Annotated in this window: 26 protein-coding genes; 25 read left to right on the top strand and 1 reads right to left on the bottom strand. The window is 52.7% G+C overall.

Going from position 1 to position 24,233, the window contains the following annotated elements:
• The first annotated feature begins 219 nt into the window (after positions 1-219).
• The 16 genes from SD71_RS06470 to murA all read left to right on the top strand — a co-directional run bounded on the left by SD71_RS06470 (position 220) and on the right by murA (position 15,459).
• A complete protein-coding gene (locus SD71_RS06470) occupies positions 220-657 on the top strand; it encodes a Dps family protein (protein WP_041061174.1) in 438 nt (145 codons plus the stop codon).
• A gap of 256 nt (positions 658-913) precedes the next feature.
• Positions 914-1,285 carry an NADH-quinone oxidoreductase subunit A gene (locus tag SD71_RS06475; protein WP_041061177.1) on the top strand — a complete coding sequence of 124 codons (372 nt, stop codon included), beginning with the start codon at positions 914-916 and terminating at the stop codon, positions 1,283-1,285.
• Positions 1,270-1,788, top strand: a complete 519-nt coding sequence (locus SD71_RS06480; protein ID WP_041061179.1) for a NuoB/complex I 20 kDa subunit family protein — start codon at positions 1,270-1,272, stop codon at positions 1,786-1,788. Before SD71_RS06475 ends, SD71_RS06480 begins: the two co-directional genes overlap by 16 nt.
• Positions 1,785-2,552, top strand: coding sequence for an NADH-quinone oxidoreductase subunit C (locus tag SD71_RS06485; RefSeq protein WP_082034091.1), 768 nt, complete (start codon positions 1,785-1,787; stop codon positions 2,550-2,552). Before SD71_RS06480 ends, SD71_RS06485 begins: the two co-directional genes overlap by 4 nt.
• Positions 2,553-2,559: 7 nt before the next feature.
• A complete protein-coding gene (locus tag SD71_RS06490; RefSeq protein ID WP_041061181.1) occupies positions 2,560-3,660 on the top strand; it encodes an NADH-quinone oxidoreductase subunit D in 1,101 nt (366 codons plus the stop codon).
• Positions 3,660-4,667 (top strand): NADH-quinone oxidoreductase subunit NuoH, encoded by a 1,008-nt coding sequence (gene nuoH / locus SD71_RS06495; protein ID WP_041061183.1) that lies wholly within the window; start codon positions 3,660-3,662, stop codon positions 4,665-4,667. The genes SD71_RS06490 and nuoH overlap by 1 nt, the downstream gene beginning before the upstream one ends.
• A gap of 16 nt (positions 4,668-4,683) precedes the next feature.
• On the top strand, positions 4,684-5,130 hold the full coding sequence (gene nuoI / locus SD71_RS06500) for an NADH-quinone oxidoreductase subunit NuoI (RefSeq protein ID WP_041061186.1): 447 nt from the start codon (positions 4,684-4,686) through the stop codon (positions 5,128-5,130).
• Between the two features lie 3 nt (positions 5,131-5,133).
• Positions 5,134-5,658 (top strand): NADH-quinone oxidoreductase subunit J, encoded by a 525-nt coding sequence (locus SD71_RS06505; RefSeq protein WP_041061188.1) that lies wholly within the window; start codon positions 5,134-5,136, stop codon positions 5,656-5,658.
• On the top strand, positions 5,655-5,963 hold the full coding sequence (gene nuoK, locus SD71_RS06510) for an NADH-quinone oxidoreductase subunit NuoK (RefSeq protein WP_041061190.1): 309 nt from the start codon (positions 5,655-5,657) through the stop codon (positions 5,961-5,963). Before SD71_RS06505 ends, nuoK begins: the two co-directional genes overlap by 4 nt.
• Before the next feature lie 5 nt (positions 5,964-5,968).
• Positions 5,969-7,837 carry an NADH-quinone oxidoreductase subunit L gene (gene nuoL, locus SD71_RS06515; protein ID WP_041061192.1) on the top strand — a complete coding sequence of 623 codons (1,869 nt, stop codon included), beginning with the start codon at positions 5,969-5,971 and terminating at the stop codon, positions 7,835-7,837.
• The gene (locus SD71_RS06520; RefSeq protein WP_041061194.1) at positions 7,837-9,453 is read left to right on the top strand and encodes a complex I subunit 4 family protein; all 1,617 of its coding nucleotides are present in this window, start codon (positions 7,837-7,839) and stop codon (positions 9,451-9,453) included. The genes nuoL and SD71_RS06520 overlap by 1 nt, the downstream gene beginning before the upstream one ends.
• Before the next feature lies 1 nt (position 9,454).
• Entirely contained in the window at positions 9,455-10,660 is a 1,206-nt protein-coding gene (locus tag SD71_RS06525) for an NADH-quinone oxidoreductase subunit N (protein ID WP_326998711.1), read from the top strand.
• The gene (locus SD71_RS25840; protein ID WP_326998712.1) at positions 10,657-10,998 is read left to right on the top strand and encodes a proton-conducting transporter transmembrane domain-containing protein; all 342 of its coding nucleotides are present in this window, start codon (positions 10,657-10,659) and stop codon (positions 10,996-10,998) included. Before SD71_RS06525 ends, SD71_RS25840 begins: the two co-directional genes overlap by 4 nt.
• 207 nt (positions 10,999-11,205) lie before the next feature.
• Positions 11,206-13,569, top strand: a complete 2,364-nt coding sequence (locus SD71_RS06530; protein ID WP_082034092.1) for a S8 family serine peptidase — start codon at positions 11,206-11,208, stop codon at positions 13,567-13,569.
• A gap of 2 nt (positions 13,570-13,571) precedes the next feature.
• The gene (locus tag SD71_RS06535; protein WP_041061196.1) at positions 13,572-13,826 is read left to right on the top strand and encodes a DUF1146 family protein; all 255 of its coding nucleotides are present in this window, start codon (positions 13,572-13,574) and stop codon (positions 13,824-13,826) included.
• A gap of 229 nt (positions 13,827-14,055) precedes the next feature.
• Positions 14,056-15,459, top strand: a complete 1,404-nt coding sequence (gene murA, locus SD71_RS06540; RefSeq protein WP_041061199.1) for a UDP-N-acetylglucosamine 1-carboxyvinyltransferase — start codon at positions 14,056-14,058, stop codon at positions 15,457-15,459.
• Between the two features lie 286 nt (positions 15,460-15,745).
• Here the strand turns inward: murA and SD71_RS06545 are convergent, their stop codons facing one another.
• Positions 15,746-16,672, bottom strand: a complete 927-nt coding sequence (locus SD71_RS06545; RefSeq protein ID WP_052476034.1) for a transposase — start codon at positions 16,670-16,672, stop codon at positions 15,746-15,748.
• Positions 16,673-17,146: 474 nt separating this feature from the next.
• On the opposite strand from SD71_RS06545, the gene spoIID reads away from it, so the two are divergent.
• From spoIID to fabZ, 9 genes are all read left to right on the top strand, one after another.
• A complete protein-coding gene (gene spoIID, locus SD71_RS06555) occupies positions 17,147-18,316 on the top strand; it encodes a stage II sporulation protein D (RefSeq protein ID WP_052476035.1) in 1,170 nt (389 codons plus the stop codon).
• Between the two features lie 94 nt (positions 18,317-18,410).
• Positions 18,411-19,145, top strand: coding sequence for a M23 family metallopeptidase (locus SD71_RS06560; protein WP_041061204.1), 735 nt, complete (start codon positions 18,411-18,413; stop codon positions 19,143-19,145).
• Between the two features lie 404 nt (positions 19,146-19,549).
• Positions 19,550-19,837, top strand: coding sequence for a sporulation transcriptional regulator SpoIIID (gene spoIIID / locus SD71_RS06565; RefSeq protein WP_041061207.1), 288 nt, complete (start codon positions 19,550-19,552; stop codon positions 19,835-19,837).
• Between the two features lie 119 nt (positions 19,838-19,956).
• Positions 19,957-20,955 (top strand): rod shape-determining protein, encoded by a 999-nt coding sequence (gene mreB, locus SD71_RS06570; RefSeq protein WP_041061210.1) that lies wholly within the window; start codon positions 19,957-19,959, stop codon positions 20,953-20,955.
• Between the two features lie 41 nt (positions 20,956-20,996).
• Entirely contained in the window at positions 20,997-21,875 is an 879-nt protein-coding gene (locus SD71_RS06575; RefSeq protein ID WP_041061213.1) for a flagellar hook-basal body protein, read from the top strand.
• Positions 21,876-21,901: 26 nt separating this feature from the next.
• Entirely contained in the window at positions 21,902-22,732 is an 831-nt protein-coding gene (locus SD71_RS06580) for a flagellar hook-basal body protein (protein WP_041061216.1), read from the top strand.
• A gap of 15 nt (positions 22,733-22,747) precedes the next feature.
• On the top strand, positions 22,748-22,981 hold the full coding sequence (locus SD71_RS06585; RefSeq protein ID WP_041061219.1) for a DNA-directed RNA polymerase subunit beta: 234 nt from the start codon (positions 22,748-22,750) through the stop codon (positions 22,979-22,981).
• Positions 22,982-23,106: 125 nt separating this feature from the next.
• Positions 23,107-23,619 carry a CDP-alcohol phosphatidyltransferase family protein gene (locus SD71_RS06590; protein WP_041061222.1) on the top strand — a complete coding sequence of 171 codons (513 nt, stop codon included), beginning with the start codon at positions 23,107-23,109 and terminating at the stop codon, positions 23,617-23,619.
• Between the two features lie 145 nt (positions 23,620-23,764).
• The gene (gene fabZ / locus SD71_RS06595) at positions 23,765-24,202 is read left to right on the top strand and encodes a 3-hydroxyacyl-ACP dehydratase FabZ (protein WP_200889567.1); all 438 of its coding nucleotides are present in this window, start codon (positions 23,765-23,767) and stop codon (positions 24,200-24,202) included.
• Positions 24,203-24,233: the final 31 nt, after the last annotated feature.

Genomic DNA, 24,233 nt, shown 5'->3' on the forward strand with positions numbered 1-24,233 from the left:
AGACGATTTTTCCGCCTTACAGCTCGCCGGTCGAGCTGATTTCTCTCTGTAAGACGGTTTTTCCGCCTTACAGCTCGCCGGCCGAGCCGATAAATTCAGGCGGTTCAGCGGGCTCACAGTAAGCTGGGAGCTTGCAGCTAGACGAATCGCTTTTGATTTAACAGCGGCTGTTCAGGGTAAAGTATGACGGAGAAAGACAAGTCGTAGGAGGGATCTCATATGAAAAAATTGCATGACGCGATGAACGTGCAGCTATCGAACTGGACGGTTATGTATGTGAAGCTGCATCACTTCCACTGGTATGTGAAAGGCCCGCATTTTCCTGTACTACATGCGAAATTCGAAGAGCTGTATGATATGTGCGCGTTAAAGCTGGACGAACTCGCGGAACGGCTTCTGGCCATTGGCGGGCGCCCGGCCTCAACGATGAAAGAATATCTTGATCTAAGCACGATCAAAGAAGGCAGCAAGAACCCGACGGAAGAAGATATGCTTTCCGCAACGATCAAGGACTTGAGCGCTTTGGTCGAAGGTCTGCAGCAGACCGCAAAAATAGCCGAGGAAGAGGCGGAAGACGCCGCAACAGCAGATCTGATTACCGGACAAGTCGAAGAGCTCCAGAAACAAATCTGGATGCTGAAAGCGACATTGGGCTGAACTGACGCTGATGTGGCGCGATACAACGGCGGTGCCTCTTTTGAGGCACTGCTGTTTTGTTTCCGCTAGTTTCGCAATTGTTTTCATTCCGAGTGCGTACTAGCTGCTGCGGCGGCCGAAATCAAGTAAGTAACTCTGAAACCGCTTTTTTCGTGGACTTGGCTGGGAGCATTTGCTATAATTGTGGGGGAAATTTGCCTGCTGCGGGGCTTCCGCACAGCGCTGTTTTCATCATAGAGATCGCGGAGGCGAAGATGTGGAGAACTACATCAATTCATACGTCATTGTAACCATCTTCCTGGTTCTGGGCATCGCTTTTCCGATATTGGTGCTCAGCCTCGGAAGAATACTGCGCCCGCACAAGCCGACGACAGCCAAGGAGACGACGTACGAGAGCGGGAACGACCCCGTGGGAGACAGCCAGATCCGCTTTAACGTTCGCTATTATTTGTACGCGCTTATGTTTGTAGTTTTCGATGTGGAAACCGTCTTCCTCTATCCCTGGGCCGTGGCGTATAAGCAGCTCGGGCTGTTTGCGTTGATGGAGATGGTCATTTTTGCGGGATTATTGTTGATAGGACTCATCTATGCCTGGAAGAAGAAGGTGCTGCAATGGAACTCGATTTAGCGAAAGTGTCGCCGGAAGAGCGGCAGGAAATCGAAAAGAACGTTTTCTTCGGTACAATCGATCAGCTCAAAGGCTGGGCCCGCAGCAACTCATTATGGCCGCTCACTTTCGGTCTCGCATGCTGCGCAATCGAGATGATGGCGGCCGGCGGCGCGCATTACGACCTTGACCGTTTCGGCGTTATGTTCCGCACTTCGCCGCGGCAAGCGGATGTGATGATCGTATCCGGAACCGTGACCAAGAAGATGGGACCGCTGCTTAAGCGGCTGTACGACCAGATGCCCGAGCCGAAATGGGTCATCGCCATGGGCTCCTGCGCAACTGCGGGAGGACCTTATATCAAGTCCTATTCAGTCATCAAAGGCGTGGATCAGATCGTTCCGGTGGATGTCTATATTCCGGGCTGCCCGCCTAATCCGGCGGCGCTTATCTATGGAATCAACAAGCTTCAGGAGAAGATCCGGTATGAGGCGAAGACCGGGAAGCAGGTGACCGAAGCATGAGCGACGACAACAAGCGCGAGGAAGATAGCGCCGCTCCCGCACCGGCAGCCGGCGACACACCGGCCGCACCGGCCCCAGCCGCTGAAGGCGATGCGGCACCGCCCAAAAGAAAAGAGACGGACGAAGAGAAGGCAGCCCGCCGCAAAGCGGCGCTAGAAGCCCGTGAAGCCGCCAAAGCGGCAGCGGCTCAAGCGGCGGCGCAGGCGGCTCAAACCGCTCAGACTGCAGGCGCCGCCGGCGATTCCGCCGAAGGCTCCGAGCCGCAAGACCCGCCCAAGCCGCCATCGCCTAATCAGCCTCGCCTGGATCGTGTTGTCGCTCTGCTGCGTGAACTTGTAGCGGAAGACGCCGTCGAGGAAGCTTATATTAACGAACCGAACGATCACCTTCCTACATTGGTTGTGAAGAACGACCGCTGGCTTCAAGCGGCTGGACTGTTCCGCAATCATGCCGAGCTCGGCTGCAATTACTTGCGCAACGTGTCCGGCGTGGACTACGAAACCCACATGGAAGTTGTGTATTATCCGCTCAGCTTGGAGAGCCGGCACGTTTACTGCGTGAAGGTTAAAGCCGACCGCGAGAATGCTTCCGTGGCGTCCGTCACTCCCATATGGGAGACCGCCAACTGGAACGAGCGCGAAATTTATGACTTGCTAGGTATAGATTTTCCCGGCCATCCCGACCTTCGGCGCATCATGATGCCGGACGACTGGGTCGGTCACCCGCTCCGCAAAGACTACGTTCCGCTCGACCCGGAGGTGTAAAGCACGCGTGATTCGTACAGAAGAACTGCTGCTCAACGTCGGTCCGCAACACCCCAGTACCCATGGCGTGTTCCGGATCGTGGTGAAATTGGACGGAGAGATCATAACGGAAGCGACTCCCGTCATGGGCTACCTGCATCGGGGAACCGAGAAGCTGGCTGAAAACCTGAATTTTACTCAAATCATACCTTATACCGATCGTATGGATTACGTATCGGCCATGACGAACAACTACGTTCTCTGCCATTCGGTCGAGAAAATGATGGGCCTCGAGATTCCGGAACGCGCTGAATTTCTTCGTCTGATCGTGATGGAGATGCAGCGGGTGGCCAGCCATCTCGTCTGGTGGGGTACATATTTGCTCGACATCGGCGCCATGAGCCCGTTCTTGTACGCCTTCAGCGACCGGGAACGCATTCTGCAGCTGTTTAACGAGCTGTGCGGGGCCCGGCTGACCTACAACTATATGAGGGTCGGAGGCGTCAAATGGGACGCGCCGGACGGTTGGATCGACCGTGTGAAGACGTTCGTGAAGGATATGCACTTCCGTCTCGACGAATATCACAATCTTGTGAGCGGCAACGAGATATTCCTCTCCCGGATCAAAGGCGTAGGCCAATATGACGCGCAGACGGCCATTGATTACGGGTTGTCCGGCGCGAACCTGCGCAGCACAGGCGTGCAGTGGGACTTGCGCAAAACCGAGCCGTACAGCTTGTATGACCGCTTTGAGTTCGATGTGCCGGTGGGCAAGAACGGCGATTGCTATGACCGTTATCTCTGCCGCATGGAAGAGATAACGCAGAGCTTGCGGATTCTGGATCAAGCGTTGGAACAGTTCCCCGGAGAAGGCGATACGATGGGCAAGGTACCGCGCGCCATACGTCCTCCGGCAGGGGAGATCTATGTGCGCATCGAGTCGCCTCGCGGCGAAATCGGCTGTCACATCGTGTCCAAAGGAAAAGCCGAGCCCTATCGGTTGAAATTCCGCCGGCCGTCCTTTGTTAACCTCCAGATTCTGCCCAAGCTGCTGGTCGGAGAAAGCATGACGAACTTGGTTACGATCTTGGGCGGCATTGACATCGTGCTCGGGGAGGTCGACTGCTGATGCAGCATTTCTGGGATCAGCCTTTGAGCTGGGGAACGGCGGCCATCTTCGCAGCAGGGGCGGTGGGCGTACTGGCTTTTGTACTCTTTTTCGTGACCTATGCCATTTACTTCGAACGCAAAGTCATCGGATGGATGCAATACCGCAAAGGACCTAACCGGACGGGACCGTTGGGATTGCTCCAGTCGGTGGCCGACGTAGCCAAGCTGCTGCTGAAGGAAGATACAATTCCGAAAAAAGCCGACAAAGGGCTGTTCGTGCTGGCGCCTGTACTTGCGTTTGTTCCTTCTTTTGCCGTACTGGCAATGATTCCGTACAGCATGAATTTACAGTTTGCCGACCTGAACGTCGGTTTTCTGTATTACATCGCATTATCGGGCATAACCACAATCGCCATTGTCGTCGGCGGTTGGGCGTCCAATAACAAATACGCCTTGCTCGGAGGCATGCGCTCCGCCGCGCAGATGATCAGCTATGAAGTTCCGCTGGTTATCTCTGTAGTCGGCTGCGTCATGCTGTCGGGCAGCTTGAATTTGCGGGAGATCGTCGAGTCGCAGGCGGGCTATTTCTGGCAATGGAACTTCATTCCGCAGATCATCGGCTTCGCCGTATTCCTCGTCGCCGCCGTATCGGAGTTGAACCGCACACCGTTCGACTTGCCGGAAGCTGAATCCGAACTGGTCGCCGGTTATCACGTCGAGTACAGCGGTTTCCGGTTCGCCTTCTTCATGCTGACTGAATACGTTTACGTCTATGCCATCGCCGCGCTCACCACGCTGCTGTTCCTGGGAGGATGGAATGCGCCTGCGCCGCAGCTGGATTTCATCCCCGGAATTCTATGGTTTTTTGTTAAGTTTGCGTTCATTGTGTTCAGCCTATTCTGGATTCGGGCCACTTTCCCGCGGCTTCGGGTCGACCAATTGATGGGTTTGGCTTGGAAGGTGCTGCTGCCGCTGGCGATTCTCAATATTTTCTTGACGGCAATAGGCATCGAATTGATGAGATGATCGGGGGGCTGACGCCATGAAAGGAATGCTCAAAGGGCTGGGCGTAACAATGAAAACACTGGGCTCGAAAAAGGTAACGCTGGCATATCCGGACGTTCCGATTGACATGCCCGACCGTTTTCGCGGAATTCAATATTTCGATCCGGACAAATGTATCGTGTGCAACCAATGCGTACGAATTTGCCCGACCGAATGTATCACACTTACCGGCAAAGCCAATCCGGATCCCGAGAAAAAAGGGAAAGTGATCGATACTTATGATATCAACTTCGAGATTTGTATTTTATGCGATCTATGTACCGAAGTTTGTCCCACGGAAGCCGTTGTGATGACGAATAATTTCGAACTGGCGTCCTACAGCCGGGATGAACTGTTCAAGGATAAGGACTGGCTGTTCGGAAACAACACCAACGTTCGCGAAGATAACAACAACATCGGTTCCCCGAAAGGAGGCGCCAAATAAGCCGTGTTTAATTTCAACATCGAATTTACCGGCGAGTTTGTGGCCTTTTTCCTGCTGGCCGTATGTGCGATCGTTGGAGCCGTGCTGGCCATTAACTTCACGAAAGTGGTCCATATGGCCTTATCGCTTGCTTTCACGTTCATTTCACTCGCCGGGCTCTATGTACTGCTTGGCGCAGAGTTCGTAGCGTTCGTACAGGTGCTGCTCTATGTAGGCGCCATTACGATTCTTATGATCTTCGGCATTATGATGACCAAACACGATGGCGAAGGCCAAGAGCCGGCGCGCCCGCTCCTTGAGACACTGGCGGCGATCGGCTGCCTTTGCCTGTTCGGCATTCTATTCTACGGAATACGAAGCGCAGAATTTCCTGCCGAGGCAGCCTCGTTACCGGCGGACAACACGCTGGAAATCGGTAAGCTCCTGTTCACGCAGTACGCGATCCCGTTTGAGCTCGTTTCGGTGCTGCTGACCGTAGCCTTCATCGGCGCAGTGGCGCTGGCCAAGCGAGAGGAGGACCCGCAATGACGATCCTGTCCTCATACTTAACCTTGGCGGCCGTCCTGTTCTGTGTCGGGCTGTACGGAGTATTGACCAAACGCAACGCCATAATCGTACTTCTGTCCGTTGAGCTGATGCTGAACGCGGTCAACCTGAATCTTATCGCCTTTTCCAAATACGGGGTCAACCCGTCGCTGGCCGGGCAAATCTTCACCCTGTTCACCATCACGGTCGCAGCTGCGGAAGCCGCGGTCGGCGTCGCGATATTGGTTGTGTTGTACCGCAGCCGCGCAACGGTGAACGTGGATGAATTCGACGAGTTGAGGAGGTAACATCTATGAGCACCTTCTTTGCGGAATACGCTTGGCTCGTCCCGCTTTTCCCTCTGATTGCGTTTGCGATACTGACGGCGACGGGCAGAGGCGCGAAGCGGGCCGGAGCCTGGATCGGCACGGCTGCCACGTTCTTGTCTTTGGTTTTGTCGATATGTATCGCGGTCGAGCGGCTGTCCGGCACATCAACGGACTACATCCGTCAGATCGACTGGCTTCAGGTCGGCGAAATGACTTTGACGGCGGGCTTTGAGGTGACGAACTTGACCTCGCTCATGCTGGTCGTGGTCACATTGGTCAGCTTTCTCGTCAATCTATATTCTCAAGGTTACATGCGCGAGGATGACAGAATCTCGACGTTTTTTGCTTATGTCGCGCTGTTTACCAGTTCGATGCTTGGACTGGTGCTGTCCGACAATCTGCTGACTTTCTATATTTTCTGGGAGCTCGTAGGCGTTTGTTCGTTCCTGCTCGTCGGATTCTGGTATCAGAAGCCGGAGGCCAAAGCAGCCGCGAAGAAAGCATTCATCGTGACGAGAATCGGGGATCTGGGGCTGTTCATCGCTCTTCTCCTGCTGTTCTGGTATATGCCGGGGAATGCGCTCGACTTCTCCAGTATCCATAATGTCTTCGGTACCCAGGGCGGTGTGATTGCGACAGGAATCACCACATTGATTGCTCTGCTCATCTTCGTCGGAGCGGTAGGTAAATCCGGTCAGTTCCCGCTTCATGTGTGGCTGCCGGATGCGATGGAAGGCCCTACGCCGATCAGCGCTTTAATCCATGCCGCAACGATGGTTGCTGCCGGCGTCTTCCTGGTTGCGAGAACGTTCCCGGTTTTTGAAGCTTCACCGGCGGCGATGACCACGGTCGCGATCGTCGGCGCTTTCACCGCCATCTTCGCAGCGACGATCGGCATTGCGCAGAACGACATCAAGCGGATACTTGCGTACTCGACGATCAGTCAACTGGGTTACATGATGCTGGCGCTCGGCGTCGGCTCCGTAACGGCCGCGATGTTCCATCTGTTCACTCATGCATTTTTCAAAGCGCTGCTGTTCCTTGGCGCGGGCAGCGTCATTCACAGCGTACATACGCAGGACATCCGCGAAATGGGCGGGCTCGGCAGCCGGATGAAAATCACGGCATGGACATTCGGCATCGGCGCCTTGGCGCTGTCCGGGATCCCGCCGTTCGCCGGGTTCTGGTCCAAAGATGCCGTATTGACTGAGGCACTCAATAAGTCTCCGATCTTATTCATTGTCGGTGTTGTTGCCGCGTTTTTCACAGCATTGTACATGGCGCGGCTGTACTTTCTCGTATTTGCGGGCAAGCCCCGCCAAGACGGCCATGCGCACGAGTCGCCTCCGGTGATGACGATTCCGCTCATTGTGCTTGCGGTGCTGTCTTTATTTGCCGGATTCGTGGAGACGCCGTTCAACGGCTGGTTCGGGGAATGGCTCACAGGCGAGACCGCGGATCATCACGGAAGCGGTCTGGTCATGGTCGTATCGGTTGCCGTAGGGCTGCTGGGCGTCTATCTGGGCTGGTTGATATATGTCAAAGGCACAATCAGCCGCGATATCGTTTCCTCCCGGATGCCGGGCTTAGTCATGGTATTGGAGCGCAAGTACTATATCGACGAGCTCTACCATCTGATCTTTGTCAAGCCTCTCTACGCGGCAGGCAAGCTGCTTGAAGCTTTTGACGAATACGTCGTAGACGGTGCCGTCCGCCTGACGGGGCGAGCCGCTAACGCTCTCGGCCGGTTGAACACCAGGCTTCAGAACGGGCAAGTTCAGTCTTACGCGCTTACCGCATTGATCGGAATCGTCATTCTGCTGCTGGCTATCGCGGGAAGGAGGTTCTGGTAATGCCTGAGAACATACCGTTTTTGTCGCTCATAACGTTAATGCCTTTGCTCGGGGCTATAATCGTGCTGCTGCTCCCGAAAGAGCAAAGCCAGTGGCTCCGTATAACCGGAATCGTATTTACCGTGATTCCGCTGCTTCTTGCCGTGTGGCTGTTCATATCCTATCAAACTTCAATGAACGCGGGCGGCTTCACGGAACAATATACTTGGCTATCCATTCCGCTGAACAATGAGTACGAGGCCAGAGCCTCTACATTGTCACTCGTTTTTGATTACCATCTGGCCGTAGACGGCATCTCTTTGCCGCTGCTGCTGCTGACCGGCATCGTATCGACGATGGCCGCACTGGCTTCCGTCTTCATCCGCAAAAGATGGAAGACCTACTACTTCCTGTTTTTGCTTCTGTTGACCGGGATGTACGGCGTGTTTCTGGCGCGGGATTTGGTCTTATTCTTCATTTTCTTTGAAATCACGCTCATTCCGATGTTTTTCCTCATTGGCATATGGGGATATTTCGGACGCGAAAAAGCGGCTGTCAAGTTTCTGATCTACAACGGGCTTGGGTCCGCCGCCATGCTGTTCGCTTTTCTGATCCTTATCGCTACTTTAGGTCTCAGTGTGGCTGAACCCGGTGCCGCAGGTCCTTGGATTTTCACCGGTAACTATGATGTTCTGCTGCAGAATTTGACGGACCCGGGCGCTGCGGCCAATATTGCAGAGAGCCAGTTCAGTCTTCATGTGTTTTTTACGGATGAAATGAAATGGACGGCGTTTATCTTGCTGCTTGTGGCGTTCGGCATCAAGATTCCGATATTCCCGTTCCATACGTGGATGCTGAAGGTACATACGGAAGCACCTCCGTCCATCGTTATGATCCATTCAGGGATTTTGCTCAAAATGGGCGTATATGGTCTCATTCGATTCGGAGCGTTCCTGTTTCCGCAGCAGCTCAGCTCGTGGTCGACGGTGTTGGCGGTGCTCGGGGTGATCAACATTCTGTACGGAGCCATTCTGGCGTGTGTGCAAAAAGAGTTCAAGCTCGTTCTCGCTTACTCCAGCATCAGCCATATGGGCATCGTGCTTCTCGGTATTGCTTCGCTTGAAGAAGCGGGACTGCAGGGAGCCATTTATCAGTCCGTTTCCCATGGGCTCATCTCCGCTTTACTCTTCCTCATCGTAGGAAGCTTATATGAGCGGACAAATACGACGCAGCTGGATGAACTCGGCGGGTTGGCGAGGGCGGTTCCTTTTATGTCGGGAATTCTGCTGCTCGCGGGTCTTGCTTCTCTCGGTTTGCCGGGACTGTCGGGATTCGTCGGAGAGTTCCTGTCCTTCCTCGGATTGTTCGGTTCGATGAAGTGGCTGACCGCGATCGGGGTGCTCGGCATGTTGTTCGCAGCCGTATATGTGCTTCGCAGTGTACTGAATATCACGTACGGACCGATGCCTGAGCGCTTTACGGGCATGAAGGATGCGAGATTCATCGAGGCGCTGCCGATGGTCACGCTGGCGGCGCTGATTGTGCTGCTCGGTGTTTACCCGTCGATCTTGACGGACCTTATGCAGCATGGATTTGACGGCTTGCTGGAACAACTACAGACGAGGATGGGGGGATAACATGGAACCATTGACATTACAATGGAGCGACGCTTGGCTTCTAGCCCCCGAACTCGTTGTGTCGGTGTTCACCGTTGTGCTTGCCGTTCTGGACCTTTTGCTGCCCAAGCGCACAAACCGCGACCTGATCGGCTGGCTCACTCTTGCCGGTTTGGTGACCGCAGGCGTATTTGTTGTCCTGCATATTATCATGCTGCAAGGAGCTACACCGACGGGCAGTTCGCCTCAGGTCTATAACCTGCTAGGCGGAAGCTATCGTGTCGATGACTTCGGCAATTTGTTGAAGCTCGTGTTCCTTGCCGCGTCGGCGTTCATCGTATTATCCTCCCTGGGAACGATACGCGATAAAGATATGGCGATAAAAGGCGAGTTCTATTACTTGATCCTTCCGGCAGTATTGGGTGCCATGGTGATGGCCTCATCCGGAGATTTGCTCACGTTGTTTGTCGGTCTGGAGCTGCTCAGCATAACCACATATATCTTGGTTGGCGCGCGCAAAAGAGACCGGCTTTCAAGCGAGGCGGCTTTCAAGTATGTCATTACCGGAGGAGTGGCCTCCGCATTTGTTCTATATGGCATGTCCTTCCTGTACGGAGTGACGGGCAGCACGCAGCTGGTGCAGATTGTAAAAGGCGTGGAGCCTGCAATGGAGCCCCTTACCGAGCTGCTGTACATCAGTTTTTTCCTGATGATCGCGGGATTTGCCGTTAAGCTGGCTTTAGCTCCGTTTCACGCCTGGGCAGCCGATGTGTATCAAGGAGCGCCCACGCCGGTCACTGCATTTTTAGCCGTTGTCGCCAAAGGTGCGGCATTTGCGATGTTGTACCGCGTCTTTATGAATTCGGCGTTTTTCACGTTCGGTGAAGACGGCACCATGCATAAAGATATCTTCCTCGCCCTGGCCGTGCTGGCGGCGGCTGCGATGATCATAGGTACAGTCGGCGCATTGCGCCAAAAAAATGTGAAACGGCTCCTGGCATTATCCGGCGTCGCGAACGCGGGGATCCTTTTGATCCCGTTGACACTCGACATCACTAACGTGCATACGTCGCTGTTCTCTGAATTCATTTATTATTTAATCGCGTATGCGTTCATGAATGTCGGCGCATTTTCAGTGCTTACGATGCTCACAAGAGACTCGGATAACCATTCGTTAGCAGCTTCGCCGGGCTGTATTACCGGGCTCCGTGGACCGCAGGCGCAATGACCGTACTTCTTTGTTCATTAGCGGGGCTTCCGGTAACCGGAGGATTTTTCGGGAAGCTGTTTATCCTTTTCGGTACGATCGAGACGAAGCAGTACTGGCTGGCGGCCATCCTGCTGGTGACAACGGTCATCTCTTATGCCGTGTATTTCGCGTTTATCCGGCAAATGTATATGAGAAGCGGTTCTTCGGACTCCGAGCTTCGGCTGCCGGTACCGGCTGCAGTCACCGTTTGGCTCTGCACGGCGGCAACTTTGCTGCTCGGCTTCCTGCCGATGCCGATATTGGATTGGATAGATCAGATCTTCTCCGTACCGGTCGATTTACTGATGCAAGGGTAGAGTTGTCCAACTGACATATCGCAGCCGTTCAAAACAGATCCCATCTGTTTTGAACGGTTTTTTGTTGAGTAAACAAGGTTAAAGCATGTCTGCAGACACCTGAAGCATTCGACAGATTGCGACCAAAGAAGTATTTTTTGCACGAAAGAAGGAAATCGCTGTCGAAACTCGAAAAGATATCTTTAGAATAAAGAAGTTCATAAAGGCGTGGTTCGGATAAGAGATATCGTTAACAGAAGAAGAAAGGTTACTCGCCGATTGCGAATAATCCTTTCCATAGCCGCCATTTCCCTCATTTGTGCGGCGCCGCTGCTGACGTCTTTCCTATCCCCGCGAGAGTACCGCCTCTCCTCGGATGAGGTGAGGATTGCCGCATCGTCGCAAGCTCGGGTTGCTGCACAACCGGGTATTTCGTCGTCCCCAGCTTTTTTGAACAGCATCGGGATTCCGCGTGCTTGGGCTGCATTAACAGAAGATGTAACATCAACCATTGCGATTGTGGATACAGGTGTCGATTTCAATCACCCTGAACTGAGGCCTTTCCTGCTTAAGGGGAAGAACTTGATCGACGAACGCAAGCCGCCTCAGGATGACAACGGACATGGTACTGCCGTGGCCGGAATTATCGCTGAAGCGGCGAAGGCGGGGCAAAGCTCAGGTAAGCCCCGTTGGAAAGGAAAGCTGTTACCCGTCAAGGCACTCGATGATCAGGGTTCCGGCACCGAAGAGAGGTTGACGAACGGTCTTCGTTATGCGGTGGAACAGGGTGCCGATATTGTCGTGCTCTCGCTTGGACTAAGGCGTGACGCCCCGGATTTACGGGAAGCGGTAGCCTGGGCCGAGAGCAAAGGAGTGCTCCTCATCGCCGCCAGCGGTAATGATGCGGTTCTCCACGGTGCGAAAGCAGCCGTCCAATATCCGGCCGCATATCCGACTGTACTCGGCGTGTCAGGGTCCGAAGGCTTACAACCTGTGCTGAAATCCACATCCGGTCCTGAAGTCGATTTGAGCGCTGCTTGGCGTGTGCAGACATTGGCTGTCGGCGGCGGCATCACCCAGATGGAAGGAACTTCTATGGGAGCGCCTCAGGTCGCAGCAGCTGCGGCGATGCTGAAGGCGGTACATCCCGACTGGGCGCCATCACGTCTGCGGGAAGCGTTAAGAATGACAGCCTTGAAGAAAAATCCGAAGGGCTGGAATTCAAACACCGGCTACGGTTTTTTGTCTGTGGACAAAGCAGTTGCGGCGGATGCGCGTGAGGATTGGCGTGAACCGAATAACTCCAAGGCTGAGGCAGCTCCATTTCCTGTGGGCAAAGAAGTGACCGCTGCATGGGGAAGTAAGAGCGATAACGATTGGTATTCCATTGAAATCCCTTATGACGGATATTATTCCGTTCTGGGAGATCAAGCGCAGCTGTCGTTGTATGACGAGAACGCGCTGGTGGAATCGGAGCAGGATGACTCACCTGGGGTAATCGGGAAGTGGCGCGTTGCAAAAGGCCTTTATTGGCTTAAAGCGGTGAAGCCGCGAAACAACTCGAATGGATCCCGGGATTATCACTTTACCTCGCACTTCGAGATGCGCCCCGACGCCAGCGAGCCGAATGACACTCCTGCGTCGGCGATGACCATTCCTTCTCGCAGCCAGCAATGGACGGGATCGTTTCATCAGGCTGGAGATGAGGATTGGGCGGTCATCAGTTTGCCGAAAGACGGAATGGTCAAAATTTCGGTAACTACTGACACCACACGCATAGACCCGGAGCTTCTGGTCCAGCCTGCGGGTGGCACCGCGACTGTTGCAGACGAACGGGGAGACGGGGACAGCGAACACCTGACTTTACAACAAGTGAAAGCCGGCAAATTTTATATCAAGGTCAGAAACGCTTCCTCACCAAGACCTGAACCTGTAATCGGGACGTATACAGTCTCTTTGGAATATATTACCCAATACGTAGATCCGAATGAACCTAATGAGGGACCGTTAACGGCCACCCCATTGTCGTCCGATAACGTTTATACTGGGCTTTTGCCTACGGGGAAGGACCAGGATTGGTTCCATCTGACCATTAATGGCAAACAGAAAGTAAAGCTGCAGCTAACCCGTTTGCCCGGCTCAGCGGGCACATCTCTTGTATTAAGGGATAGAAAGCTGCAAACCTTAAAAAAATGGAGTAAATCCCATGGCCGCACTTCGATTCAAGCCGAAGCGCTGCTGCCGCCGGGCACTTATTACTTAACACTAACGGCGGATCCCATTGCGGGGAATCGAAGTTATTTACTGGAAATGCGTACGGAGTCGGTTAACATGGCCTTTGCCGGTTTTTCCGCGCTTTGGACCGGCCTCGAACAGCGGTCTATTCAGAAATTACGGCACACAGATATATCACCACAATTGTGGGCATATGAATCGTTTTTGTCGGCAGGGGGTAAAAACGCCCTATTGTTCCTGAAAGCAACAGATGTTACGATGTGGTCCTATGCGTTACAATGGCTTTCCCAAATTCCTGGCAATGACCGAACACCATCAACCGTCACAACATTGAACTTGCGCGGGAGGAATGCTTGAAGATGGATGGATCAGTGCTCGCGTTGGCCGGCTGGGAAGGATTACTTGCCATAATCGTGACGCTTGGCTGTATCGCCTTTTCTTGGGTAATACTTCAAGAGCTCAATTTCGATAAACTCGTCCGGAATCCCCGAAGTGCACGTGCCCGATTGCTGCAATTGCTGACGGCAATTGCCCTGGGACACCTGGTCGCCCGGTTCGTCTTGGACTATTGGACATGGACTCGTGCGATCAATTGGCTGTTCCGTTCCGGATAACGGCCGGCCGCATAAGGGTGTGTCGGAATGAAAACAATGGGTAATAAGTGTGCAACGGGATGGGACAGGGAAATAACGAAAGAAAAATGTCGAGAAACGATCGAAAAACGCCAAAAGTTGCCGCTTGTGCCAAAGTTGGGCTCGGTGGTATTATGAAATTTGGGTTTTTCAGGGTAAGGCGATCGCCTGCAGCCCGGAAAAAATCTATTATTCGCGGAGGGAACCACCCATGAGCAAAATCATCGTCCGCGGCGGACGTACCCTGAAGGGAACAGTTCGCGTACACGGCGCCAAAAATTCAGTCCTCCCGATCCTGGCGGCTGCACTGTTAGCAGAAGAAGGATCCAGCGTCATTCATGACGTTCCCGCCCTTGACGATGTAAAGAACATCCTGCAAGTGCTGGCGGCTTTGGGGGTTCACGCACAGCAAAGTGACGGAAGTGTCCGTCTGCAAGCTGAATCGCTGACTTCACATGAAGCACCTTACGAGTTAGTAAGAAAAATGCGTGCATCGTTCTTGGTTATGGGACCACTGTTGGCACGACTGGGTAAAGTGAAAATTTCGCTTCCCGGGGGTTGTGCGATCGGAACGCGTCCCATCGATCAACATCTGAAGGGTTTCGAAGCAATGGGAGCAGAGATCGGCTTCGGCCAAGGCGCCATTGAAGCCACTGTTAACGGGAAATTGCGCGGAGCCAGAATTTACTTAGACGTTGCCAGCGTTGGAGCCACAGAGAATATCATGATGGCTGCTGCAACGGCAGACGGCACAACGACCATCGAAAATGCCGCCAAAGAACCGGAAATCGTCGACCTGGCGAACTATCTCAATGCCATGGGCGCCATAGTCCGCGGTGCGGGTACAGGTGTCATTCGCATTGAGGGTGTTGAGCGTTTGCATGGCGTGGAGCATCATGTCATTCCCGACCGCGTCGAAGCGGGCACTTATATGATCGCAGCTGCCATTACCGGCGGAGATGTATATGTTGAAGGCGCTATTCGCGACCATCTCGGTCCTGTCGTTGCAAAGCTCGAGGAAATGGGTGCAGTCATCGACTGCGACGAGAACGGCATTCGTGTCAGAGCGAGCCATCCTCTTCGTGCCGTTGACGTCAAGACATTGCCGTACCCCGGATTCCCGACCGATATGCAGGCTCAGATGATGACACTGCTCTTGGTCGCGGATGGAACAAGCATTGTTACTGAGACCGTTTTTGAAAATCGTTTCATGCATGTCGATGAATTGATAAAAATGGGTGCCGAGATCAAGGTGGATGGCCGCACAGCAATTGTGACCGGTAATGCCAAGATCTCCGGTGCCAGCGTATGCGCAACTGATCTGCGTGCAGGCGCCGCACTCATCTGTGCAGCCCTTGCAGCTGAGGGAAGCACGGAAGTAACCGGACTTCACCATATCGAACGCGGCTATGTGGATATTGTCAGCAAATTGGCCGTACTCGGAGCCGACATATTGCGTGCGCCTTCTCCGGAAGAGCTTTTGGAAGAGGCCGAGCAAGCACAACTGCAACCTGCGAATCTGCTTCAGCATCTGGAACAACAGCAGCAGCAACCACAGCGCCCAGCCGCAAAAGCGGATGTCGGTGTGCTGAACGTTCAAGCCACACTGGCATAAGCTGCTTTTTTCCCGAAATTCACCGCACTCATCGCATACTTATACAAGTCCCTCAAGCCTTCGCGGGTTTGAGGGATTTTTCATTTTTCGGATTGGTGCCGGCGCTGCATTACTCCCTTTCAAGTCCTTATGGGCACTATCCCCGTCACTCAGGTGATACTCAAATCGATATAGAGATTGCTCAGGAACCGGATCAGCAAAATTGTAACTTCATTAAAATGATACCGTTTACATATTAGACTCGTCATTCATCCAAAATGTTGCGCAAACGAATATTGAAAAAATCTTAACTTGCTGCTGCTCTTACGCGGAAAAAGGACAAGGGTCTGGACTTTCTCCTTGCTGTTTTGTCACGGATCAACACAGGATAGGTCAAAGTAGGGGTACTAGCAGAAAGTTCTAATAGTTTAGTAAGAATCGGCTGTCGACGCAGCTGCATGTTCATTCCAAAGCAGTACTGATCCAAATAAGCTTGCAGATGTTTTCCGCCGATCCCATGAAATGTAAAGTTCAGCCAACAGTTAAGCTTCTTGCACATCTGAAACAAAGGTTGAAATTTATTAGCACGGAATTTGCGTGTTTCAACGATCACTTCATAGGCATCAGGAGCCACATGTTCTTTAATAAATTGTCGTTTTCCGAAGCTGACGATGTAGCCTTCATTAAGATGATCCTGGGGCACTTGCTTGATTTTGACTTGAGCCAATTCCCCAGTCTCCTCGATGGAGGCGGCCATAAGAAGAATGTGTTCTTGCGGATGTAGATAGACGGTGGGGTTATATGGTCCGCCATATTGCCCCCAATTGATTCGAACCAGGCCGGTGAGCAATTCACTTTTGTCAGCTTCTCTCATGGCATGGCGGATTTTATGACAGATGAGCCAGGCTGTTTTGTAAGTTGTGTCGATAATGGAAGCTAACCGCAGCGCACTGATACCGCCAGGCTGAGCGTGGAGATACAGAGCTTGAAACCACAATCTCAACGGGGTACGGCTACCCTCGAAAATCGTACCGGCAATATGCGATGTCTGGTGTCTGCATGAACTGCATTCATACAGCGGCAGCTTACGACTGCGGATGACGTATGCATGCTGATCGTCACACCGCGGGCAGCGGAATCCGTCCGGCCATCTCGCTTCATACAAAGCAGCCCTGCAAACATCCTCCTGCTCAAAGCGCTCACAAAACTCCTCAAAGCCCAGAGATTCCACCACTATTATTCCTCCAAAATAAGAACATGTGTTCTATATATAATTTACCAAAAAATCAATCGTCTAGCAATCAAAATTTTTTCGCAACTGGAAGTTTTATTTGCTTTTTCAGGGTTCCTTCAAGAAAGTGATAACGGTTAAAAGCAAAAAAACTGAAATGGTCCTGCACGAGCGGGATAGAGGCCAAAAGGAGTCAATTGAGAGAACGTCCTGCACGAGCGGGATAGTGGACATAAGGGATCCAACACACAAAGCCTCCTGCATGAAGGGGATAGTGGCCATAAGTGAAGTTGCAGGGACATCTGATGTGCACGAGCAAACTGTACAGGAGGAAGCACACTGTCTAGCATTGTTGTTCTACCTATCGGATTGCCTGCATATTTTGAAAGCATCGGCGAACGCAGACAAGCTGTGAATCTTAAATAGAGAGTCTGCGATAGATTGCTGAAAATAATGTTTGGCAGGTGAGCCATTCCCATGGATCGCAAGCAAAATGAAAAATGGCTGACCGGTACGAGTTCCAAAGCGACTTTGAATTTATGGCTGGCATTTTCCATGGGTGTCGCATTCGCGGTATTATCGTGGCTGCATCTCCATTCGGATAATGGGGCGCAGGCTGATTTAGTTTCGCAGGGTGTTTTTGAGGACAACGAAGGCTCGCAAGGTACGAAGAATATCGAAACAGTCGACAATGTAGCCGGCCCCCTGGATGCAGACGGTGCACCAACCTTGGGCGCTAAGGGTGCAGACGAAGCTGATTCTGAGCCGAGGATCAACATACGAGTATATTTAATGGAGGATAAAAGAGTAGAATCGGTGCAGCTCGAAACCTATGTCGCTGGAGTGGTGGCAGCCGAGATGCCGGTCGATTTTGAGCCGGCAGCTCTTGAAGCTCAGGCGCTGGCCGCAAGAACTTATATTGTTCGGAAACTTTGGCTGAATGACAAATCAGGTGTGCCGGTGCCGGGAGCGGATGTGACCGATACGCAAACTCATCAAGTATACCGATCGTCTTCCGAAATGAAACGGCTGGCAGCAATTGACCAAGCGGGATGGCGAAAGGTTCAAAAGGCGGTAAAGGATACCGCCGGACAAGTTATCTCTTATCGAGGCGAGCCGATTGAGGCGCTTTTCTTTTCTACCAGCAACGGATATACGGAAAATTCGGAAGAAGTATTTCCGGCTAAACTCCCGTACCTCAGATCGGTTGCAAGTCCTTGGGATAAAGAGGGCTCACCACGAGCGGCGGAAACGGTGGAGATGCCCTTGACCGATTTCTATCAAAAGCTCGGAGTGCGCTCCCTCTCGGCCGGCGCCGGTGTGATCCGTCAGCCAACGATCCGCATTGTCGAACGAACGGCAGGTCATCGAGTGAAACTACTTTCAGCCGGCGGAACAATTTTAACCGGCGAGCAGGTGCGTAATAAGCTGGGCCTGCGTTCGGCATCTTTCGAGTGGGTTGTTCGCAAGGACAAAGTGGTCATGACAGTCTTCGGAAGCGGACATGGTGTCGGCATGAGCCAGTGGGGGGCGCAAGGCATGGCACAAGCAGGTATGTCCGCCCGCCAAATCGTGCAACATTACTATACGGGCACCCTCATAGAGAAAGTTTCGAAGCTTCTGAATCGGTCCGGAAAACGTCTCTAAATATCTTTTCGCTACAAAAATTGTAATCTTTCAACTAAAACAGGTATAAAACCCCGTCACCTGGTAAGAATGGCTTACTGAGGTGATGATAATAATGAATGAAGGTAACAAAACTCCACGCAAGATCGAAGAGTCTACCAAGTCGGTTGCGGAATCGTCTTCCGCTGTCAAGCCTTCCGGATGGAAGAGGCTGCTTTCCAAGCGCTGGGTATTCCCTGCAGCTTACATGGCCGCGGCAGCAATTATCGTAACGATTCTCTGGCTGAATTCGGGAGCGGTAGAGAAAGATCCACAGCAAGCCGTTCCTGGACTCACAGATGTCGACAAGAGCGATACCGCCGGTCAATCAAGCGCTGACGCCCTGGAAGCTGCCGCCAACGGAGAAACACTCCAGTGGCCGGTAGCAAAGCTGGAAGACATGGACACCAAGATGGCTTTCTATGATGAAAAAGCATCGGAAGAAGAGCGCCAAGCCGCATTGGTAGAGTACAACCAGCAGTTCATCCCGCATATGGCCGTAGATTTGGCCCGTAAGGACGCCAAAGAATTCGAAGTCCTGGCTGCAATGAGCGGGAAGGTATCGGTGGCCGAGCAGAATACGGTCAACGGCTATGAGGTGCAAATCGAGCATCCGAACGGTTTGGTGACGATCTACCAAAGCTTGAAAGACTTGAAGGTTCAAGTCGGCGATGAAGTGGAGCAAGGCGATCTGATCGCAACAGCAGGTGAAAGCGAGTTTGAACCGGCTGAAGGGATCCACGTACATTTCGAGGTTCACAACAACGGCAAGTCTGTTAATCCGGCTACCTTGATCAAAACAAAAGAGTAATTTGTCGCAAGCTACAAGAAGCAGGGCGCTTTTCCCGTACAAGATGCGGGACGAGCGCCCTCTTTCTTTTTGATATAAAAGACCTATTAAGTAACAACTCCTAATTGAAAGAAGCTTGGCCTAAGCGGCCATAAAAATGCCCCCATTGATGCCGGTAGTGGAGATTATTTTTGATTAGGGATAAGGTCATCACCATTAAATCGGCTGGGAAAGCAAGCAGAAAGGCAGACGGCGCAAGCTTCTCTGTCTTTTTGCGTGGGACTAAAGATGCATGGGATGAACGTTTGTACCCATAGTTCTCGTCGGAATCGGGACTTTCTAGGCTTGTCAGGCTTGGCTACAAAGAATAAGTGACCGCGCCCCTCATATAATGTACCAATCTATTTCAGCAGGGAGGCGGGAGCGTGCACGATTACATCAAGGAACGCACGATCAAGATCGGCCGTTGCATTGTGGAGACGCGCCATACGGTGCGAACGATAGCCAAAGAATTCGGTGTCTCCAAAAGCACGGTGCATAAAGATCTGACTGAGCGGCTGCCGGAAATCAACCCCGATTTGGCCGACCAGGTCAAGCACATTCTTGAGTACCATAAATCGATCCGGCACCTGAGGGGAGGAGAAGCGACCAAGATCAAATATAAGAAAACAACCATCAAAAAACGTGAAGTTTTGACAGCAGGGAAAGCATAATATCCATAATATTGTCGATAAAAAAGGAATTATTATACTTGTGGCGAATAATATACCCATCTAAGCTACATTTAAACATTGCAGCAGTCATTCCATAACGGTGAGGGATCATACACGTCATGTTCAACAAAGACATTGGCATCGATCTTGGTACGGCGAACGTATCCATACATGTTAAAGGCAAGGGAGTGGTCCTTGACGAACCGTCGGTTGTCGCCATCGAGAGCGAAACCAGAAAAGTATTGGCGGTAGGAGAAGAGGCCCGTCGAATGGTGGGCAGGACTCCGGGTAACATTGTGGCCATCCGACCACTGAGAGATGGTGTCATTGCAGATTTTGAAGTGACGGAGATGATGCTCAAGGCATTCATCCAACGTGTCGGGGGAAGCAGCTGGTACGGGCGTCCCCGCATTCTGATATGCGCACCGACGAACATTACGTCGATCGAGCAGAAAGCGATCCGTGAAGCGGCGGAGCGAAGCGGTGCCAAAGAAGTGTTCCTGGAAGAGGAACCGAAAGTTGCGGCAATCGGCGCCGGCATGGATATTTTCCAGCCGAGCGGGAATATGGTCATCGATATAGGCGGAGGCACGACGGATGTAGCCGTCCTTTCCATGGGCGACGTCGTAACCGCCTCTTCTCTTAAAGTCGCAGGGGACAAGTTCGATGAGGCGATAATGAGATACATAAAGAACAAATATAAGCTTCTGATCGGCGAACGCACCAGTGAAGATATCAAGATGAAGATCGGCACGGTATACATCGGCGGGCGGCGCGAGCAATTGGATATTCGCGGACGCGACATGGTGAGCGGACTTCCTCAAACGATAAACATCACTTCCGAAGAAGTTCGGGAAGCGTTATCGGATCCGATCAGCTCCATTATTGCGGCAGCCAAATCCGTGCTGGAACGGACGCCCCCGGAGCTGTCCGCGGATATCATCGACCGCGGCGTAATACTTACCGGAGGCGGCGCGCTTTTGGACGGCTTGGACGCGGTCTTGTCGGAGGAGCTTAAAGTTCCCGTCTTGATTGCCGAAAATCCCATTCACTGCGTAGTCAAAGGGACCGGAATCATGCTCGATCATCTCGACAAGATCACTCATAAATTAAGTTAGCGAAGGGCGAGGATCTCGCCAAGAATTAAGGAGGAATCTCCATGTTAAGAGGTTTATATACAGCAGCTTCGGGGATGCTTTCGCAGCAGCGGCGCCACGATACGGTCACGAACAACATCGCGAACCTCAACACTCCCGGCTTCAAGGAGATGAACGCGGTTAACCGCGCTTTTCCCGATATGCTGATTTCCGCATTAGGCGGCCCTGATCCTTCCGACGGCAAGCTGGGCAAGCTGAATCTCGGCGTATTCGCGGAAGAAAATTTAATGCGGATGGGCCAGGGCGACCTGCAGCAAACCGATCGCAGACAGGATATGGCGCTGATGTCGGATATCACAGTTGCCGGCATACAGTTCGACGCCTCCGGCAAATATGTGGATCCCGATACCGGGGAAGTGACATATAAACCGGAAGCTTTCTTTACCATACGGACACCTGAAGGTGAAAGGTATACCAGGGACGGCAGCTTCAAGACGCTCCCGGATGGCACGCTGGTGACGTCGGATGGCTTTGAGGTGGTCGACAAGAACGGCGGTTCCATCAAGATCGATGATATTGCTTGGGAGCAAGTGACAGTCACAGGCGACGGCAGGCTGGTGGATTCAACAACAGGGCAGGCGCTTGCAAATTCGCCTCAACTAAACATTGTCAGTGTTGAAAATCCCAATCTCCTGATCCGCAAAGGTGACGGCCGATATGAATATACAGGAGATCCCGCTGGTATACGTCAGCTGAACCTGGCCGATCCCACGGAGAGAGTTCAGGTCCGCCAAGGCTACCTCGAACGCTCCAATGTAGACTCCGCCCAGTCGGCGGTAGATATCATGTCGGCACTTAGGGCTTATGAAGCGAATCAGAAAGTGGTACAATTCTATGATCGCAGCTTGGATAAGGCCGTTAACGAAATCGGCCGCGTTTAACGGATGACGAAAGGAGGGACAGCTAAGTGAACAGCTCGATGATCAGCGCATCCGTATCGATGGGCGCGCTCCAGCAGAAGCTGGATCTGCTCGCTGATAATATTGCCAATGCCAACACCGTCGGTTATAAGCGCAAGACGGCGGTGTTTGAAGATATTCTGACTAACGTGAATTCTCACCTGAAGGATTTTGAACAGGATGGACGCCGCACACCTCTTGGTTTTACGAACGGGTGGGGCGCGAAGATCACGTCGATGCAGCTGGACTTATCCCAAGGCTCACTTCAAGAGACAGGCAGTATGACTGATGCGGCGATTGAAGGCAATGTGATGTTTGAGGTCAGGCCCGATGGGAAAATCGGCGGACCGCCTGCATATACGCGTCACGGGGCATTTCAGTTAATACCGCTTCAAGGGGGCGGCAGGGAACTGGTCACCAACACGGGACATCCTGTGGTGGCGGATAACAACGGAACGCCGGACTTTGTCACCGTCCCGGACGTTTACGATCTAAGCATTGCCGCAGACGGCACGCTCACGGCAACCGGCCCGGCGGGTTCCACCCCGCTTAACTTGGGAAAACTGAAGATGGCAGAAGTGGTCAGACCGGAACTGCTGCAATTGTCTGAGGACAATCTTTACGTGATTCCAAGTGATCTGCTTACCTCACAACCACCGGTGGTGAGAGATCCGGAAACGGAGTTTGCCATTCGGCAAGGCTATCTCGAGCAATCGAATGTAGACATGACGGCCGAGATGACGGATTTAATGATGGTGCAGCGCGCCTATCAATTGAGTGCACGTGCCCTTTCCTCGAGCAACGATATGATGGGTATGGCCAATAACTTACGCGGTTGAGGAGATTACGGAGCCATGACAGAAACCCCTCGTACGCCGGACAAGAGCGGGCGTTCTGCCGGGCGGATAATCGGTCGTATTTTGTGGGTAAGCTTTAAGCTTCTCATTATTCCTGTTCTTTGCATTGCGGCATTGCTGGTAGGCTTAGCGATAGGGTATGTGGTGCTGGGCGATCAGCCCATGTCGGGTGTGTTCGATATGAACACATGGAAGCATATGTATGATCTGGTGTTCGCGGACGGCGGCTAAAGCCCTGCAGAGGCTTGTGACAATAGAGAGATCGGACTCCCCGGAACGTTCCGGGGAGTTTTCATTTATAAAGGTCAGCGGTATAATGATGGAGAAGTTGAGAGAAATGAGGGAAAAATCCGGGGATGAACGTGCCCAACATGCTTACTGTGTCCCGATTTATTTTAATCCCCATCTTTTTGGCATTATACTTCAACGACTATCGCATCACGGCTCTTTTGGTCGTATTGCTTGCGGGATTGACGGACTTTCTTGACGGCTACATCGCCCGCCGGCGCGGGCAGATCACGATGACCGGCATCATGCTCGACCCGCTGGCGGACAAGCTGATGATGCTTTCCGTCGTAATCGCGCTGCTGCTCGGGCATATGCTGCCTTGGTCGGCTGTTGCGGTCATGGCGTTCAGAGAGGTCGGCATGATTGCCTTCTCGGCATTTTTTCATTTCCGCGGCTACAAAACCGTACCGGCCAACCTGTTGGGCAAAGCAACCACGGTCGTCTACTATCTGGCGGTTGTGCTCTTGTTTCTGGAACAGCCGGGCGGTGTGGCGGTGCTCTGGAGCGGCATTGCTTTATCCTTCATTGCGTCGGCTATATACCTTTCGAAATTTCGCAGATTAAACAGTCCCGATGCCTGACCAAAGAGCCTGCAGCCAGCCGTGACGGCTATGCGGCAAGCTCTTATATCGAACCTTTGCGACTGCAGTTTCGACAAAGGGATAATTGTATTATCGGCCGCTTCCAAGCGGCTTATGCGCTGATTAGAGGAGGATCCCCCAAATCATGTTGGACATTGTGCAAATTCAGGAAATCATCCCCCATCGGCCGCCGTTCCTGCTGGTAGATAAGATATTGGAAGTTGAACCCGGCAAACGCGCGGTGGGGCTTAAAAACGTGACGATGAACGAACCTTTTTTTGTCGGGCATTTTCCGGGTTATCCGGTCATGCCGGGCGTATTGATTGTCGAGGCGCTGGCGCAGGTCGGCTCCGTCGCTATGCTCGTGGTAGAAGAAAACCGCGGTAAATTAGGCTTTTTCGCCGGGATAGACGAGTTCCGTTTCCGCGGGCAAGTGAAGCCGGGCGACACCCTCACGCTAGAAGTAGAGATTACGCGGCTTAAAGGCCCCATCGGCAAAGGGCGCGCCGTTGCCCGGGTCGGGGACACTGTTGTCGCCGAAGGTGAGCTTATGTTTGCGTTATCCGACCCTTCCAAAGGGTAATAGGTCATTACACCTCAGGCAAGCAAGCCGG

Origin of the sequence: Cohnella kolymensis (assembly GCF_000829465.1) — a bacterium.
GTDB lineage: Bacteria > Bacillota > Bacilli > Paenibacillales > Paenibacillaceae > Cohnella > Cohnella kolymensis.